The 13,803-nt window shown below is 61.5% G+C and carries 17 protein-coding genes; 6 read left to right on the top strand and 11 right to left on the bottom strand.

What is annotated here, in order from left to right:
• Positions 1-5: 5 nt before the first annotated feature.
• A complete protein-coding gene (locus PQ457_RS06545) occupies positions 6-545 on the bottom strand; it encodes a DUF2239 family protein (RefSeq protein ID WP_273618925.1) in 540 nt (179 codons plus the stop codon).
• A gap of 140 nt (positions 546-685) precedes the next feature.
• On the opposite strand from PQ457_RS06545, the gene PQ457_RS06540 reads away from it, so the two are divergent.
• On the top strand, positions 686-853 hold the full coding sequence (locus PQ457_RS06540; RefSeq protein WP_273618924.1) for a hypothetical protein: 168 nt from the start codon (positions 686-688) through the stop codon (positions 851-853).
• 57 nt (positions 854-910) lie between these two features.
• Here PQ457_RS06540 and lptB read toward each other — a convergent pair whose 3' ends face one another.
• Positions 911-1,867 carry an LPS export ABC transporter ATP-binding protein gene (lptB, locus tag PQ457_RS06535; RefSeq protein ID WP_273618923.1) on the bottom strand — a complete coding sequence of 319 codons (957 nt, stop codon included), beginning with the start codon at positions 1,865-1,867 and terminating at the stop codon, positions 911-913.
• Positions 1,868-2,127: 260 nt separating this feature from the next.
• Between lptB and PQ457_RS06530 the strand changes: the two genes are divergently transcribed.
• On the top strand, positions 2,128-2,571 hold the full coding sequence (locus PQ457_RS06530; protein ID WP_273618922.1) for a hypothetical protein: 444 nt from the start codon (positions 2,128-2,130) through the stop codon (positions 2,569-2,571).
• Between the two features lie 23 nt (positions 2,572-2,594).
• Positions 2,595-3,038: an acyl-CoA thioesterase gene (locus PQ457_RS06525; protein WP_273618921.1), complete on the top strand. Its 444-nt coding sequence runs from the start codon at positions 2,595-2,597 to the stop codon at positions 3,036-3,038.
• 299 nt (positions 3,039-3,337) lie between these two features.
• On the opposite strand, the gene PQ457_RS06520 is transcribed toward PQ457_RS06525, so the two are convergent.
• The 7 genes from PQ457_RS06520 to PQ457_RS06490 are packed head-to-tail and all read right to left on the bottom strand — an operon-like array spanning position 3,338 to position 9,442.
• The gene (locus PQ457_RS06520; RefSeq protein WP_273618920.1) at positions 3,338-3,898 is read right to left on the bottom strand and encodes a nitroreductase; all 561 of its coding nucleotides are present in this window, start codon (positions 3,896-3,898) and stop codon (positions 3,338-3,340) included.
• Positions 3,899-3,903: 5 nt separating this feature from the next.
• Entirely contained in the window at positions 3,904-6,291 is a 2,388-nt protein-coding gene (gene ppsA / locus PQ457_RS06515; RefSeq protein ID WP_273618919.1) for a phosphoenolpyruvate synthase, read from the bottom strand.
• Positions 6,288-6,980, bottom strand: coding sequence for a phosphoribosyltransferase (locus tag PQ457_RS06510; protein WP_273618918.1), 693 nt, complete (start codon positions 6,978-6,980; stop codon positions 6,288-6,290). Before PQ457_RS06510 ends, ppsA begins: the two co-directional genes overlap by 4 nt.
• The gene (locus PQ457_RS06505; RefSeq protein ID WP_273618917.1) at positions 6,977-7,633 is read right to left on the bottom strand and encodes a dienelactone hydrolase family protein; all 657 of its coding nucleotides are present in this window, start codon (positions 7,631-7,633) and stop codon (positions 6,977-6,979) included. The genes PQ457_RS06510 and PQ457_RS06505 overlap by 4 nt, the downstream gene beginning before the upstream one ends.
• Positions 7,615-8,940: an erythromycin esterase family protein gene (locus PQ457_RS06500; protein WP_273618916.1), complete on the bottom strand. Its 1,326-nt coding sequence runs from the start codon at positions 8,938-8,940 to the stop codon at positions 7,615-7,617. Before PQ457_RS06500 ends, PQ457_RS06505 begins: the two co-directional genes overlap by 19 nt.
• Positions 8,941-8,960: 20 nt before the next feature.
• Positions 8,961-9,227, bottom strand: a complete 267-nt coding sequence (locus PQ457_RS06495; protein WP_273618915.1) for a hypothetical protein — start codon at positions 9,225-9,227, stop codon at positions 8,961-8,963.
• On the bottom strand, positions 9,224-9,442 hold the full coding sequence (locus PQ457_RS06490) for a hypothetical protein (protein WP_273618914.1): 219 nt from the start codon (positions 9,440-9,442) through the stop codon (positions 9,224-9,226). Before PQ457_RS06490 ends, PQ457_RS06495 begins: the two co-directional genes overlap by 4 nt.
• 375 nt (positions 9,443-9,817) lie before the next feature.
• On the opposite strand from PQ457_RS06490, the gene PQ457_RS06485 reads away from it, so the two are divergent.
• From PQ457_RS06485 to PQ457_RS06475, 3 genes are all read left to right on the top strand, one after another.
• On the top strand, positions 9,818-10,237 hold the full coding sequence (locus PQ457_RS06485; protein WP_273618913.1) for a CBS domain-containing protein: 420 nt from the start codon (positions 9,818-9,820) through the stop codon (positions 10,235-10,237).
• A gap of 316 nt (positions 10,238-10,553) precedes the next feature.
• On the top strand, positions 10,554-11,243 hold the full coding sequence (locus PQ457_RS06480; RefSeq protein ID WP_273618912.1) for a hypothetical protein: 690 nt from the start codon (positions 10,554-10,556) through the stop codon (positions 11,241-11,243).
• Positions 11,227-11,679, top strand: coding sequence for a host attachment family protein (locus PQ457_RS06475; protein ID WP_273618911.1), 453 nt, complete (start codon positions 11,227-11,229; stop codon positions 11,677-11,679). The genes PQ457_RS06480 and PQ457_RS06475 overlap by 17 nt, the downstream gene beginning before the upstream one ends.
• A 247-nt stretch (positions 11,680-11,926) precedes the next feature.
• Here the strand turns inward: PQ457_RS06475 and PQ457_RS06470 are convergent, their stop codons facing one another.
• Together PQ457_RS06470 and PQ457_RS06465 are read right to left on the bottom strand one after the other, a co-directional pair.
• Complete coding sequence (locus tag PQ457_RS06470) at positions 11,927-12,748, bottom strand: outer membrane protein (RefSeq protein ID WP_273618910.1); 822 nt, start codon at positions 12,746-12,748, stop codon at positions 11,927-11,929.
• 239 nt (positions 12,749-12,987) lie between these two features.
• Positions 12,988-13,644: a Crp/Fnr family transcriptional regulator gene (locus PQ457_RS06465; protein WP_273618909.1), complete on the bottom strand. Its 657-nt coding sequence runs from the start codon at positions 13,642-13,644 to the stop codon at positions 12,988-12,990.
• Positions 13,645-13,803: the final 159 nt, after the last annotated feature.

The raw sequence follows: 13,803 nt of genomic DNA, 5'->3' as shown, positions 1-13,803 counted from the left end.
CCCCTTCAATCCGCGCCATCGGGCCGGGCGAGATGCAATGCGTAATTCCGCACGTCGGCGGGCCACGCCTCCATTGCCTCTTCCAGCGCGGCAAGGTCATGCGCGAAGAGCGCGCGTGAAGCCCGCTCAAAGTCGGGAAAATCACCCGCCAGCGCCGACATGAAGCGATAGGCCCGCTCATGGGCCAGACGGGTCGCCGTGCGCCCTTCATCCCCCTTGCGTGCCTGATCGATCAGACGCCGTAACGCTTGCGAGGCACCGCCCGGCTGCTGCGCCAACCAGTCCCAATGGCGCGGCAGAAGCGTAACCTCGCGCGCGACCACGCCCAGCTTGGGCCGCCCCCGTCTGCGCGCTTCGGGCTGGTGGCCCTGATAGGCGGCCAATCTGGCAATGATCTGCGCCGTGGTGCCGCGCAGGTCGATGTCGATCTGCGCGCCGGTGGTGTCATCGAAGATCAGGATGGCGCTCGGGGCCGCCGCCATCCTCGCGTTCACGGCCAGCGCCACATCGGCCAGATCGCCGGACGCGAGCTTCTCTGAGCCCATGAAGGCCGTGCAAGGCATGGCAAGCGGATGATCGGAGGGAGTTTCATTCATTTGACCCAGATGATTTGATTCTTGATCGGAGTCAATATATCCGGGTAATATAAATCCGCGCAGCCCGTGGCGGACGATGGAGACAGAACATGAAAAGCAGCGACCGACGTGCGGCCCTGGCCACTTACGAGGAGCGCAAGGTGCAGGCTCCTTTGCCCCGCGAAATCTGCGCCATCCCAATCATCCAAAAGGCCGGATTCCGGCGGCGCTTACGATGTCACCGCAATGACAATTATTATGAAAAAACCGTAAGATAAGACCAGCCATCACCACAGAAACCAATGTCGCTCTGCCTGGGCGTCGCAAGCGTGGGATCAATGCCGCTCCCGTTCAATTCTATTCGAGAGGCCATATGCAGACGCGCCGGCTCGCGAGGAAAGCAAGCCATTGGCCTCGGCCTTCGTCAGGGCGCGGCGCAACTGCTCGGCCCCCGGCCCAAGATAAAGGCGGCAGACCTCGGTATCAGACAGCATCTGGGCGGGAGAACCGGAGAAGATCAGCCGACCTTCATAAATGACATAGGCGCGTTCAAGCAGTTCGAGCAGATCTGGCAGATTATGATCGCTGATAAGGATGCCCACACCTTGCAGCTTGAGCAACTGTATGGCGCTTTTGATTTCGATGACCGCAAGCGGATCAATTCCGGCAAAGGGTTCGTCAAGTAGCATGATCGAGGGTGCAGAGGCCATGGCGCGGGCAATCTCGCACCGCCGCCTCTCGCCGCCCGAAAGCCGGATGGCGGCCACGTTGCGCAGATGGTCCAGTTGAAATTCCCGCAGGATCAGTTCAAGCCGCGCACTCCGAGTGGCCGGGTCCGGTTCGCAAAATTCCAGCACCGACCAGATATTCTGCTCGACGGTCATGCCTGAAAAAACAGAGGGTTCCTGCGGCAGGCAATTGAGCCCCAGCCTCCCGCGCCGATCCGTGGTCCAGGAGGTCACATCGGCATCACCAAGCAGGATACGCCCGGAATCGGCCTTCATCAGCCCCATGATCAGATTGAAGCATACCGTCTTGCCGGCTCCGTCGCGCCCGAGCAGCCCCACGATCTCGCCGGGGCCAACGCGCAGAGTAAGGTTCTGGAGCAGGCTTCGTCCGTCACAGCATTTGCCCAAAGCTTCAACGATCAGCGGTCGGGCCGGCTTGGTCGTGGTTCCGCCGCGATCTTTATGAGGGAGAATACAGCGACACATCATTTCCCACCGATCCGGAACCAGAGTTGAACCCGGCGATGATGCCGAACACAGGCAGAGCCAAAGCCCACCCCCCATTCAAAAACATGCCGGACAATCCGGATAGGGCCGGAGGCGTATCAAAGGTTATTCGTGTCATTGCGGATGGGCTTGGCATCCCTGCTTGAACAGCGGCGGCTCAAAGCAGGCCGAAGCGGCGGGCCATGCGCCCCGTGCTTCCGGCACAATACGGATGGCCAAACCCCGCGCATGGCGGCCTTATGGCTGCATGTTCTGTACCCCAGCCATGTCAATCACTCAGCCGGGGATGACGCGGCCCAAAGGAAAGCATGACAACCATGACAGCAATCAGCCTCCCTGCCCTGCGCACCTTGCCAAACAGGCCAAAGAAACGGCCTGCGGCCCTCGCCGCGCTCTTGCTGATGGCGGGCATCGGTCTTTCGGGCTGCGCTGACGGCGGTCCGGGGCTGGCCGCCTATGGCAGGATCGAGCCATGGAGCTACGGCGTCTGGTATGACGGCTATTACGGACCGATCTATGATGGCTATTGGGGATCGGACGGCGTCTTTTACTATCGCGGGCGAAACGATGAACGGGCATATCGTCGGGGCGATTCGGACCATTTCCGCCGCGAGGCACCCGGAGGTACCGGCCCCTTCCGGCGGTTTGAGGGACAGGGCCGCCCGCCTCAGGGCATGCAGGCGCCCAATTTCCCCCATGCATCGCCGCCATCGCACCCGCCGCAACACAGCCGCGAGCGCACGCCACCACGCAAAAATTGATTGAGCATGAGATATGCTCCATAATGGCACCCAAGGCAGATCAGTTCCTCGGTGAAAGCCAATCCATGCTCCCCGCGTCCAGCCCCCATCGGTTTCCGATCAAGATCGCACCTGGCGATATTGATTTCATGGGGCATGTGAACAATGCCGTCTATCTTACATGGGTACAGGCGGCCGTTATCGACTACTGGCGGTCTGTGGCGCCACAGGACGCCGTCGCCCAGCACCTGTGGGTGGCGCTCAAGCATGAGATCACCTTCCTGAAACCGACTTTCCTTGGCGACACCGTTTTTGCCGAGGTGATTGCCGAAAAAGCACAAGGTGCGCGAACCTTTTTCAAAACGATGATCATGCGCGGCGAAGTTCTGGTCACGGAAGTGCAGAGCATCTGGTGCTGCCTTGATGCCGCCACCAGGCGGCCCGCACGCCTTGCCAAGGACGTGTTGACGCGGTTCCTGCCCGAATAGGCGCGCCCGGCACCAGAACGGCTTGAGATCGCGAACCGCGCGCGCTCGTTCCGAAGGCTCGGACGCACCGCCTCTTCCTGCGGCAAATCGGGTTCAACCGGCCCTTTCTCGCGATCCGGATAGTCCTGATCGGGCACATCGGGGAGAATTTCAGGCGGCTCGAAGAAAGGCTCCTCTGCAGGTTGGGGTTCGGCCGGGGCCTCGGGCGGCGCCTGCGGCGGGACAGCATCGGGCAATGGAAAGAATTCCGGTTGGGTAGCCATGGCGCATTCTCCTAAAATCCTGACAGGGCGGACCGATCAGTCGCGCCAGAGCAATTCAGGCTTTTCGCGCGGCGGTGCGGGCGTATCTGCGCTGGGATGGCCCACGATGATCGGCGCCACCGGCTGCCAATGGGGCGGCAGATCCAGCGCCGCCCGGCCCTTGCCCGTCTGAAACCAGCTCTGGGCAAAACCTATCCAGCAACTGCCCAAGCCTTTACCATGGGCGGCGAGCATCAGATTCTGCGCAGCCAATGTGCAGTCGATATGCGACCATGCGCTGTCTTTTGTCGCGCAGATCAGGATCAGGACCGGAGCCTGATAGAATATGTCGAAATCCGGATTGCCCAGCATGTCATCAAAACGATGCGCATCAAGTCCTGCCGGCGGAGCACGCATAAGCAGCGCCTTGGCCTCGCGCGATATGTTTTCCAGCATGAGACGATTGCGCAGGATGCAGAAGCCCCAGGGCTGACTGTCCATCGCGCTCGGCGCCTGAATCGCGGCATCGATCACCGCCTCCAGCACGGACCGGTCTATCGGTTCATGCGTATAGGCCCGCGTTGCGCGGCGGCCGTAAATGGCTTGATCAAGTTCCATGGCCTTTACCCTTCTCCTGCTTCAGCCTGAGCGATGGTGCGGACGGCCTTTGCGAAACTGTCGGGGTTGAGCGAGATCGAATCGATGCCTTGCTCGACAAGAAATTCGGCAAAGTCGGCATGATCGCTCGGCCCCTGACCGCATATGCCGATCTTGATGCCGGCTGCATGGGCTTTGGCAATGACATCGCCGATCATGATCTTGACCGCTTCGTCGCGCTCGTCGAACAGGGCGGCCAGAAATTCGGAGTCCCGATCAACCCCCAACACAAGCTGGGTCAGATCATTGGACCCGATCGAGAAACCATCGAACCTTCCGGCAAATTCCGTCGCCAGAACCACATTGGAAGGGATTTCGCACATCATGTAGATCTGCAAACCCCGCTCGCCGCGCCGCAACCCGTTGTCGGCCATGGCGGCCAGCACAAGGTCCGCTTCCGCCGGGGTTCGGCAAAACGGAACCATGATGATGACATTGGCAAAGCCGATCACATCGCGCACCCGTTTGAGAGCGCGGCATTCCAGCGCGAAACCTTCCCTGTAGCGTTCATGGTAATATCGCGAAGCCCCCCGAAAGCCGAGCATCGGGTTTTCCTCGCAAGGTTCAAAGGCGCTCCCGCCGATCAGATGTGCATATTCATTTGTCTTGAAATCGCTGAGACGGACAATCGCGGGATGCGGATAGTATGGCGCGGCCAGTCGGGCGATGCCGCGGGACAGAAGATCGACGAAATAATCCGCGCCATCCGCGTGATCTTTGATCAGCTCATGGATTTTGCGCCGGTCGGCCGCGCCGGTCCTTTCCGGATGCAGCAAGGCCATGGGATGCACCTTGATCAGCGTGTTGATGATGAACTCCATACGCGCCAGCCCCACCCCCCTGGCGGGCAGACGCCACCACTGAAAGGCCGAAGCCGGTTCCGCGATATTGACCATCACCTGCGTGCGCGTTGCGGGAAGACTGCCCGGATCGATTTCTTCGCTCTCAAAGTCGAGCAGACCGTCATAGACAAAACCTTGTTCGCCGCCCGCGCTGGACAGCGTGATCGGCTGACCTTCCTTCAGCAGCGCCGTGGCATGGCCCGTCCCGATCACGGCCGGAACACCCAGTTCGCGGCTGACGATCGCGGCATGGCTGGTGCTGCCGCCATGATCGGTGACAATGCCCGCCGCCCGTTTCATCACCGGCACCCAGTCCGGATCGGTGTTGCCCGTCACCAGAATCGCGCCATCGGGAAAACGCGCGATGTCGGCCGCATCGCGCAGGACGCAGGCCTTGCCCGAGGCTATGGCGCCCCCGACCGCTGCCCCGGCAAGGATAGGCTGCGCCTTGGTCTTCAGGCGATAGGTGCGGAAAGCGGCACCGCTGCGCCCTGACTGCACCGTTTCGGGACGGGCCTGGACCAGATAGATCAGACCGCTTTCCCCATCCTTGGCCCATTCAAGGTCCATGGGCCGGCCATAGTGCTTCTCAACCAGCAGCGCCCATTGCGCCAGTTCGACGATTTCCGCCTCATTCAGCACAAATCTGCTGCGCTGCGACTGACGGGTGGCGACGATCCTTGTGTTTTTGCCGCCGCCATGCGCATAGATCATTCGGACAGCCTTGGCGCCGCAGGTCTTTTCAATGATCGGACAGGCGCCCTCTGTGGCCAGCAAGGGCTTGAACACAACATATTTGTCGGGATCGACCGAGCCCTGAACCACAGTTTCGCCCAGCCCCCAGGCGGCGCTGATGACGGCGACATGGGGAAAGCCTGTTTCCGTATCGATGGTGAAGATAACCCCCGATCCGGCAAGATCCGACCTCACCATCTGCTGGATGCCGATCGAGAGGGCCACCGAGAAATGATCAAACCCTTTGGCCTCGCGATAGCTGATCGCACGATCGGTGAAGAGCGAGGCGAAGCAGTTCAGACAGGCATCAAGCAGCGCCCGGTGCCCTCGAATGTTGAGGAAGGTTTCCTGCTGTCCGGCAAAGCTTGCATCAGGCAGATCCTCGGCCGTCGCGCTGCTGCGAACGGCCACGGATGGGTCTTTGACGCCCACCCGCCCGGCCAGTTGGTCATAGGCGGCGCAAATGTCGCGGGCCAACCTGTCGGGCAGGCGCGCGCTCAGGATCAATTCCCTGATCTCGATCCCGGCCTGCTCCAGCGCGATCCGGCCGCTCTGATAGCACCCGATCCGCTCCTGCATCGCCGGTTCGATGCCATTGTCGGCCATGAATTCGCGGTAAGCATCCGCCGTTGTGGCAAACCCCGCCGGAACGCGAACCCCGCTTTGCGTCAATTTGCGGACCATCTCGCCAAGCGAGGCATTTTTGCCGCCGACAGAGCCGACATCCTCCATGCCGATCTGGTCGAACCAAACAACACCGGGCGAAGTGCGGATCATTGCCCGTCTCCCCCGGCATCACCGGCGCCGGTGCTGGTCTTGCTCCAACTGCGCGCCTGCTCCAGCAGGGCGATGACCTCGGCATCTTCGGTCTGCGTGAAATCGCCGTAATGGACGCCCACCGAATAGAAAGGGTCGGGCGTGGCAAGGCAGATCACCTCGTCGCACAGTCTGCGCAAGGGCAAGAGCGCATCGGACGGAGCCAGCGGCACCGCCAGAACGATCCCATGCGGCTTCACCTTGGCCAGAGCTTTCAGAGCGGCGCGTATGGTGCCGCCCGTGGCGATCCCATCGTCAACCACGATCACCATCCGGCCATACAGCGAAACCGGAGGCCCCGTGCGATAGGCGGCCCGCCTGCGCTCGATTTCATGCAACTGGCGATCGATTTCGCGGTCGATATAGGCTTCATCCGCGCCGGTCAGGCGCGCGGCCAGTTCATCGATCACGACCTGCGGCGAGAAGCCATCGACCAGCGCACCTATGCCATATTCCTGATGGCCGGGCGCACCGATCTTGCGAACCAGCAGAATGTCGAGCGGCGCCCGCAGCGCTCTGGCGATTTCAAAGCCCACGGGAACGCCGCCGCGCGGCAGGGCCAGCACCACCGGGTCCTTCAGCCCCAGCGCCAGGACCTCACGGGCCAGCAGCACGCCCGCCGCGCGCCGGTCGGCAAAAAGAACAGTCATGTCTGCACTCCCAGATGACGCAGAAACCAGCCGCGCGTGAGATCGACCACAAGGTCAAGTGTTCCTGGCTCTTCGAACAAATGGCCCGCCCCCGGAACGATCACCATCTCGCTTTGACATTTCATGGTATCGCGTGCCTGTTCGTTGAGCCCGATAACCGCGGTGTCCAGTCCGCCGACGAGCAGCAGCGTCGGCGCCCGCACCCGCGCCAAAGCCTCGGCCCCGGCAAGGTCGGGGCGCCCCCCGCGCGAGACGACGGCGGCGATGCGCCTGTCATAGGCCGCCGCGCGCAAGGCCGCGCCCGCGCCGGTGCTTGCACCGAAATAGCAGGGCCGCAGGCCGGCCGTTCGTGGATCGAGCGCCGCCCAGTCCGCCGCACGCAGCAACCGCGAAGCCAGCAGCCCGATGTCAAAGACATTGCGGCGATCCGCCTCCTCCTGCGGGGTCAGCAGATCGAGCAGCAGCGTGCCCAGACCCGCCTCGCGCAGCCGGGCGGCGACATGATTGTTGCGCGGGCTGAGCCTGCCGCTGCCGCTGCCATGGGCAAAAATGACCAGACCGCGCGGCGCGCCCGGCACGCCCAGCATGGCGGCCAGAGGCGGAAAGCCCGACATGACGATTTCCACCGGCGCCGTCATAGCCCGAAAGGCCATGTTTCGGGCGCGCCTTTCGGGCGCTCCTGCCCCAGAGGGGTGACCGCGCGGGTTTCCTCGAACCAGACATAGGCGTCGAACTGGTCGGCCAGCACCGCCTCGAAATAATGGCTCGCAAGTTCCGATTGCGGACGATAGACCACACCCACGGCCCGCTCGAGCAGGCTTTGCGACAGGATGTCGGCCAAACCCCGCCGCCTGTCCCCGCGCCAGTCGGTCAGGCTGCGGGCATAGCCGGTGTGACGAAACGCCTCTTCCCAACTGTGCTGCCGGGCCGGTCTAAGCGGCATGACCTGCATCTCGGCTCCCCAATCCGGGGCGGCGGCCACCGTCCCGCGATCCGTGCCAAAGCCTATCAGCACAGCCTCTTCGCCATAGGCGGTGCGGACAAGTTCGCCGATGTTGAACTCGCCGTGCCAGCCCATCGCGGTTGCCGATGCATTGCCGATATGGGAATTATGCGCCCAGATCACCGCGCGGGCATCGTGGCGAAAGGCCATCAGCCTTTGCAGCGTATCGAACATATGCCGATCACGCAGATTCCAGCTGGCCGCCGCCCCGCGATACATGGCGCGATAATAGCTTTCCGCCGCCCTTACGATCCGCGCGTTCTGTTCCGCATCGAAAAAGGCTTCGCCATCATCGGCGATCCATTGAATCCGCCTCCGCAGCAGTTCACGCAATTGCGCCACGACCGTATCCTCGCATCCGGCCATCCGGCCATGCTCTACCGCCTGACCATAATGCTGCGGGGCGGCCCGCCAGGGCAGCAGCATGCCGTAACTGCGGCGCGCCTGCGCCGCGGCGGCCGGATCGCGGCTGTCGAGATAGGCAATCACGGCAAGGATGGATTCGCCCAGACTATAGACATCAAGCCCGCACACCGCCGCCCGCTCTGCTGCATCAAGGCCTGCATTGTGTCCACGCAGCCAATCGGCAAAAGCCAGCACTTCCTGATTGCGCCACATCCAGGTGGGAAAGCGCAGGAAGGCCTCGCCCGCGCGGGGACGCGGGGCATTGTGCCGAACATAATCGTCGATGCGTGCGATATCGGGCCAATCGCCTTCGACAAGGACCAGATTGAAGCCGTGGTTTTCGATCAGCCGCCGCGTTATCGCGGCACGCGCGGCATAGAATTCATGCGTGCCATGCGTGGCCTCGCCAAGCAGGACGATTCTGGCGTCGCCGAAGCGATCGAATGGATCGGCAAAGCCGGCCGCTTCAACCACCGGCAAAAGCTCGGCCGTTTCGCGCAATCGCGCGGCAAGAGCGGCCGTTTCCGGCGCCAGCGCTTTATCGGCTTCCATCCCTGATTCATGCCCGATCATCACTTGCGGTCCGGCACATTGGTCATCGGCGTTCTGGGCAGGTTCACCGGGACCGCCGGCCCTGTCGGTTCAGGGGCCCATTCGGTCGAGCGGGGCGTGGGCGCGACCGGTTGCTCCTGCTTCGGTTTGCCGGAATGCGGCGAATACCAGAGGAAAAGCACCACCAGCACGAGGATCACCAAAGCGATCGAGAACCATTTTCTGGCCGGAGGCAATTCTGAAGCGGGGTCTGTCATGGTCTGACCTTTCCTGTGCTGGCTGGTCATTCGGATCGGAGCGCGGCCAGAATATCTTCTTCATAACGCCGACTGGCCTGCTTCCTGGCTGAAAGGCGGTGCATGCTGTCGATCAGGGCATCGGCAGCCAGTTCCGCCATGCGATCGAGCCGGGCGCCGATTTTGGCGTCCAGATGTTCTTCGATCTTCTGCTTCAAAAGCGAATGCTTCGCGCATTTGGCGAGATGAAACATCTTGGCCGCCATATCCTCATGCCCATCGGTGCTGCATTCGCATTGATGGCAATGGCCGGCCTCATCGGATTGCTCATGTCGGTCCATCATCCTGTTGCTCCGTTCCGAACTGCCGAACTGGCGGCGGCAGCGATCAGGACAGAATAGGCAGCGGAATTTTCCGCCGATGCTGGGAATTGTACGGAGGGCGCAAGAGCATCACGGACATGATTTGCGGCATTGTCGGGCGTTGAACTGGATCGGGCACCGCCGAGCGGCCTGTCGGAATGCCCGAAAGGCCGGACAAATTCCCAGCGTCCGGCGCAAATCACGCAGGCGCCTTGACGCCGCGCAAGTCAGGTTGGCAGCAATCGGGGCAGCAACGGCGAGCCATTGAAGGAGGCTCCCATGAAAGTTGCAGAAGCCATGCATCCGGGTGCAGACTGGATCGCGCCCGACACTCCACTGTCCCAGATCGCCGAACGCATGCGTCAGGAAGACATCGGCGCCCTGCCGGTCGGCGAAAATGATCGCCTGATAGGGATGGTCACAGATCGCGATGTGGTTTTACGCGGATTTGACGGACAGTCGGATCTGCTCCAGCTCACCGCGCGCGACGTGATGAGCGAACCCATCATCTACTGTCATGCCAACGAAGACCTGGAGGATGCGGTGACGATCATGGAAAGCAAACGCATCCGGCGCTTGCCCGTCATCGATGCCAATCACCGGATGGTGGGCATGCTCAGCCTGGGCGATGTCGCGGCCAGAGCCTCGACATCGATCCTGGCCCAGACCCTGCGGGCGGTTTCCGCTCATCACACTTGACGGCCATCAACTCGCGCATTTCCAGACATGCGATCAGGAAAAGGCCAGACGGCGAGTCGGAAGGCGCAGGTCCAAAAGGGAAAGCTAGATCCCTGCGGATTGTGTGCCCGACCGGCAGCGACCTCGATGGCTAGGCCCGTGGCGACCATTGTCTGACACTGTCCGCAAGGCAGCTAGCACAGTGATGGATTCGCCGCGGGCCGAACGCCGTTGCACTCAAGGCAGGCCAATTGAGGAGGCTCCCTCCGAGCGCCGTCTTGGCAAAGGCGCGGGCAGGTATGCCGACCATGTCCTGTCCCCCTGCAAGGATAGTCCGATGGGGAAATGGTTGATTTTCACACTGCTGGCGCTTCTGGTGATCGCCGTGCTTTGCATCATCGGCATAACGGTGTGGGTTCAGGGCGAAGCGCCGTTCCGCAAGGAAAGGCTGGGTGGTCCGGGGCGCGCCAAAGCGCTTATTCTCTATCATCCCAGCAGGGACGCCCATTTCTCCGACGACCTCACCATGGCGCTGGCGCACGGGTTCGAGGCCAGCGGTTTTTCGGTGGAGCGTTGGACCATGACCAGCCACACACCCACAAGGCCTCGAGGCTTTGCGGTAATCGCCTTGGTCTCCAACACTTTCTTCTGGGCGCCGGACTGGCCGACCCGTGACTATCTGGATCGCGCCGATCTTGGCGGCCAAAACCTTGTCGCCATTCTTGCCGGTGGCGGAAATACCCGGCGGGCCCAAATGACGCTGATACGCGACATTCAGGATTCGGGGGCCCATTTGCTGACGGTCAGGGAATTGTGGACATCGCGCCCCAACGGTTCGGGCGGCACGTCAGGAACGAACCGTGAGCAAGCCATGATGATCGCACGGCAGATTGCGGAACATGCAGGACAGCAGGTGCTCGAACGTGATCCGAACCGGACACCACAGGGGGCAAAGCCCTCAACCGAACCGGCGACAGGTCACGGCCTGAACAGATTTGGAGACACGCCCTATGAAACTCGCTCATGATATCATCATTCTGGTTGCCGACGGCACGCGCATGCTTCTGCTGAAAAATCATGGAAATCCGTTGAATCCTGATTTGCGCGTGATCGGTCATCGCCAGTTTGAAAACCCTCCGAACCGCGACCTGCTTGCCGATGCGCCGGGCATCAGCGTGTCACGCGCCTTTCCCGGACACGATACAATTGCCCGCGGCGACCCGCATCAGGCCAATGAGGACGCGTTTCTCATGGAGGCCGCCGAAGCCCTCGCAGGGGTCGTGGAAGCGTCCGCCGGACTGGTTGTCGTAGCGCCACCCCGCGCGCTCGGCGTGCTGCGCCAACATTATGGCGATCACGTCCGCGCCAGGCTGCTTGCAGAGATCGACAAGGATCTGGTCAGGCATCCGGTGGATGATATCGCGCGCCTGCTCTGCGCCTATCCGGATACCGCCGAGGCATAGGGCCTGCGGCCGGTTGGGCGGTTTGACAAGCATGCCCGTCCCGCCGGGGCGCCCGCCCTCATCATGCATGGGCGAGGCACTGGCAATGCCCTTTGCCAGACATTCGATCCGGAAATGTCTGGCAAAAATCGTCTTTCGATCATTTCACAACACTTCGCCGGGACGATGAAGCATCACCGTCCCGGCGAGGATGGATATGGGCAGATTTTGATGAAATCAGTCTGCCCGCCTATAGGATCGGGCCGATTCAAAAGCGATAAGACATGCCGACCCGGAGTATGTTTGCAGTGGTTTTCATCCGGACATCAGCATCAATCGCGGTGCCCAGCAGCGACAGCGAGCGGTTGGTGATCGTGTTGGTGCCCAGATCGGTGTAAAGATATTCCGCACGGAATATCAGGTTTCTGGTGAGTGCATAATCGGCCCCCGCACCAAGCACCCAGCCCGTCTGATCCGAATGATACGAATTCCCGCCGGCGAGATTGACCGGAGATGTCGATCCGGCCAAGGCACCGCTGATCGCGCCGGAGAGCTTCGTCCTGACCCGGCCATAGGCAAACCCTCCGGTCACAAAGGGCATGAAGCGCCCCTCCATCATCGGCGCCCCGACCCGCGCCCGGACCGTGCCGAGATAGTCGATGCTGGACACCGCGCCGATGGATGCGGTCCCGCTTGCACCGCCCCCGGCGCTGCCGGAAAGCGAGGTCTCGCCCTTGACATCACTGGCCATGATATCGGCCTCAAGCCCCAGAACAAGGCCGGAGGTCGCGATATTATAGCCCAGGTGGCCGCCACCGATGACGCCGCTCGAACTCTGCCGCGCTTCTCCCGACAGGGTGGTTGCCGTTGACGTGTGAATCGTGGCGTTGAGGGGATATTTCAGCGTGCTGCTGCCAAGCCCCACATTGACACCAATATAGGGGCCGTCCCAGCGGATCGGACCATCCGAATTCTGGGCAAGTGCCGGCGTCGCCACGGCCAAAGCCAGAGCAGATGCGAACATGATTTCTTTAAACATGGAATTCCCTCCTTGCGCCCACATGCGCAATTGGGCTTTCGCATCATCCATTCATGGCATTGATCCGCAATCATCCGCCTCGGTAAATCACGTATTTTTGTGTATTGTTCAATTATTTGAAAATTACTTTCAAAATTCCACCAGCATATCGCATTTTCAAAGCGAAACACTTTTCTCAGGCCGCATCGCGATCAAGGCAGACCCATGGCGCCGACTTGCGCTCAAACCTGCCATCACCTCGGCGCGAGGGAGAATTGGCCTCATTCAGGCCTGCCTGACATCTGCTCTCATCAGAGGAAAGCGGGGCCGGTCTGGCGCGCCACGCCGCCTGCGAATGCCTCGAGCCGTTCACGGTCGATGATCTTGATCTGATCACGCCGGGGCATGGTTATGATCATCTGTTCGCGAAGCCGGCGCAATGCCCTACAGACCGACTCCGGCGTGGTCGCCAGATAAGCGGCCATATCGACCTGCGGGAGAGGTAAAAACAGGCTGCCGTCGCTCGTTACGGCCAGGCGATCCATGATCGAGCTGAGCAAGGCGCAAAGCCTGACAAGCACTCCATTGCAGCCCAGAATGATGCCGCGTCGGAAAATGGGGTCCTGTTCGGCCCAGATCGAAGACAGCAATCGGCCATCCTCCCGGCAACTGCGGATCAGCGCCTCGTGCCAGCAACGGCGTGAATGACGCACATAAAGCAGATCGGTGACCGCCTCGGCGGTAAAACGGTACGTTTCGGTCACGGGCAATCCAATCTGATCTCCGGCGAAAAAGAAAGCGGCGACCTGGCGATCCCCCTCGACAGAAACACTGATGCCCCGCGCCACGCCCGCGCGCAGTTCATAGACATGCTCGCAAGGGTCGCCCTCCAGAAAAAGCATCTCTCCCGATTTTGCCGGCATGGCTATGCCGTAACGCTGCGGTTCCAGCTTTGCAGAATGGATCATCGCGACTCTGATGCCTCCGGTTGATGGAACCAGCAAGCCTAAGCAGGACGCGACGACGCGGCATTGGGTTATATACATAGCCGACAGACCGGGGCTTTACCGCCCGCGCCATGATCGCCCGACCGTTCCAATCGGGGCGCTGTGATGCCTGCGTTGGCG

Origin of the sequence: Novosphingobium humi, from assembly GCF_028607105.1 — a bacterium.
GTDB lineage: Bacteria > Pseudomonadota > Alphaproteobacteria > Sphingomonadales > Sphingomonadaceae > Novosphingobium > Novosphingobium humi.
Note: the sequence above shows the minus strand (reverse complement) of the source record. Positions and strands in the feature narration are given on the sequence as shown.

Bases quoted from the DNA above. Each gene is read 5' to 3' on its own strand.
- PQ457_RS06545 (WP_273618925.1), bottom strand. From the start codon at position 545: ATGGGCTCAGAGAAGCTCGCGTCCGGCGATCTGGCCGATGTGGCGCTG.
- PQ457_RS06540 (WP_273618924.1), top strand. From the start codon at position 686: ATGAAAAGCAGCGACCGACGTGCGGCCCTGGCCACTTACGAGGAGCGC.
- lptB (WP_273618923.1), bottom strand. From the start codon at position 1,867: ATGGGGGGTGGGCTTTGGCTCTGCCTGTGTTCGGCATCATCGCCGGGT.
- PQ457_RS06530 (WP_273618922.1), top strand. From the start codon at position 2,128: ATGACAGCAATCAGCCTCCCTGCCCTGCGCACCTTGCCAAACAGGCCA.
- PQ457_RS06525 (WP_273618921.1), top strand. From the start codon at position 2,595: ATGGCACCCAAGGCAGATCAGTTCCTCGGTGAAAGCCAATCCATGCTC.
- PQ457_RS06520 (WP_273618920.1), bottom strand. From the start codon at position 3,898: ATGGAACTTGATCAAGCCATTTACGGCCGCCGCGCAACGCGGGCCTAT.
- ppsA (WP_273618919.1), bottom strand. From the start codon at position 6,291: ATGATCCGCACTTCGCCCGGTGTTGTTTGGTTCGACCAGATCGGCATG.
- PQ457_RS06510 (WP_273618918.1), bottom strand. From the start codon at position 6,980: ATGACTGTTCTTTTTGCCGACCGGCGCGCGGCGGGCGTGCTGCTGGCC.
- PQ457_RS06505 (WP_273618917.1), bottom strand. From the start codon at position 7,633: ATGGCCTTTCGGGCTATGACGGCGCCGGTGGAAATCGTCATGTCGGGC.
- PQ457_RS06500 (WP_273618916.1), bottom strand. From the start codon at position 8,940: ATGGAAGCCGATAAAGCGCTGGCGCCGGAAACGGCCGCTCTTGCCGCG.
- PQ457_RS06495 (WP_273618915.1), bottom strand. From the start codon at position 9,227: ATGACCAGCCAGCACAGGAAAGGTCAGACCATGACAGACCCCGCTTCA.
- PQ457_RS06490 (WP_273618914.1), bottom strand. From the start codon at position 9,442: ATGGCGGCCAAGATGTTTCATCTCGCCAAATGCGCGAAGCATTCGCTT.
- PQ457_RS06485 (WP_273618913.1), top strand. From the start codon at position 9,818: ATGAAAGTTGCAGAAGCCATGCATCCGGGTGCAGACTGGATCGCGCCC.
- PQ457_RS06480 (WP_273618912.1), top strand. From the start codon at position 10,554: ATGGGGAAATGGTTGATTTTCACACTGCTGGCGCTTCTGGTGATCGCC.
- PQ457_RS06475 (WP_273618911.1), top strand. From the start codon at position 11,227: ATGAAACTCGCTCATGATATCATCATTCTGGTTGCCGACGGCACGCGC.
- PQ457_RS06470 (WP_273618910.1), bottom strand. From the start codon at position 12,748: ATGGATGATGCGAAAGCCCAATTGCGCATGTGGGCGCAAGGAGGGAAT.
- PQ457_RS06465 (WP_273618909.1), bottom strand. From the start codon at position 13,644: ATGATCCATTCTGCAAAGCTGGAACCGCAGCGTTACGGCATAGCCATG.